Below are 1,482 nucleotides of genomic sequence, written 5' to 3'. Positions count from 1 at the left end.
GAGACCGTTTCAAGTTTTGTGTAAACGTTAAAAACTGATATAAGATTTGTGAATAGTTACAAATGGGCAGAGCTGATTTTCTAGGTTCTGCCCATATCTGCATTATACAGGAGTTTTTGGGCATGTCAATAAGACCTGCCCAAAACAAGATGGTTTTACAGATTGCGTCCGATCAGACGCTCTTCAAAATAGATTTCAAGCTGGGAGTGGATCTGCCCCCAGTCCTGCCTGTGTCCGGTCCATTTTTTCGTGATATCCATAGTTGCCAGATACAGCATTTTCAAAAGGCTGTCATCTGACGGAAAAACGGTCTTGCTTTTGGTCACTTTACGGAGCTGACGATTGAATCCTTCAATGGCATTTGTGGTGTAAATTAGACGTCTTACTGCCTCCGGATATTTGAAATATGTGGACAGGGTTGCCCAGTTATCATGCCAGGATTTATAGATTTTCGGGTACTTGGAATCCCATTTATCTTTGAACAATTCTAACTCATTTAAAGCTGTTTCTTCCGTTGGAGCCGCATATACAAGCTTCAGATCAGCCATCAGCTTTTTGATGTCTTTGTAGGAAACAAACTTCGTTGAATTACGGATCTGATGAATAATACACTGCTGGATTTCTGTTTTTGGATAAACAGCTTCAATTGCCTGTGGAAATCCATTTAGTCCATCCACACATGCTATCAGGATATCTTCAACTCCGCGGTTCTTTAGTCCATTCATGATGGAGAGCCAGAACTTGGCGCTTTCGTTTTCTCCAACATACATACCAAGAACGTCCTTTTTTCCGTTCATATCGATGCCAAGAGCAATGTAGACTGCACGTTTTACAATGCGTCCTTCACTTCGGACATGATAGTGGATAGCATCCATAAATACGACAGCGTACACTTCTTCCAACGGACGTTCCTGCCATTCTTTTACAATTGGAAGGATTTTATCCGTAATCCGGCTGATGGTACTGTCAGAAATATCAATATCATACAGTTCCCGCATGTGAGATTCGATATCTCCGGTAGTCATTCCCTTTGCATACATGGAAAGGATTTTTTCTTCCATGTCCTGAGTCACAGTATTCTGATATTTTTTGATTAGCTGAGGCTCATACTCACCGTTACGATCTCTTGGAATAGCTACATCCATATCTCCATAGCTTGTGTGCATAGTTTTGCTGGAATGACCGTTTCTGCTGTTGTCTGTTTCTTTGTTACGATAATCATACTTGGAATATCCTAATTCTTCATCCAGTTCCTCATCCAAAGCACCTTCCAGAAGAACAGACATCATGTCACGCATGATACTGTTTACATCGGTGCCATCTTTGATGCTGATATCATTATTCTTCAGATAATCACGCATCATTTCTCTCATTGCTGCTTTTTGTGGACTGTCTTTTCTTCTTGCCATAAAAATAACCTCCAAACTGAGTAATTTTATCTTACATCAGTTTGGAGGTTTACACAAACTTTGGGATGCTCCC

Annotated in this window: 1 protein-coding gene; it reads right to left on the bottom strand. The window is 40.7% G+C overall.

All coding sequences use genetic code 11. The features are described 5' to 3' along the window. Positions 1 to 155: 155 nt before the first annotated feature. Positions 156 to 1,373, bottom strand: a complete 1,218-nt coding sequence (locus tag ACESTK_RS20410) for an IS256 family transposase (protein WP_182384832.1) — start codon at positions 1,371 to 1,373, stop codon at positions 156 to 158. Between the last annotated feature and the right edge of the window lie 109 nt (positions 1,374 to 1,482).

It is taken from the genome of Ruminococcus sp. Marseille-P328, from assembly GCF_964249465.1.
Lineage (GTDB): Bacteria > Bacillota > Clostridia > Lachnospirales > Lachnospiraceae > Blautia_A > Blautia_A faecis.
This window is presented reverse-complemented; position numbering and strand designations above follow the sequence as displayed.

Coding starts and splice junctions, on each gene's coding strand:
- ACESTK_RS20410 (WP_182384832.1), bottom strand. CDS start 1,373: ATGAGAGAAATGATGCGTGATTATCTGAAGAATAATGATATCAGCATC.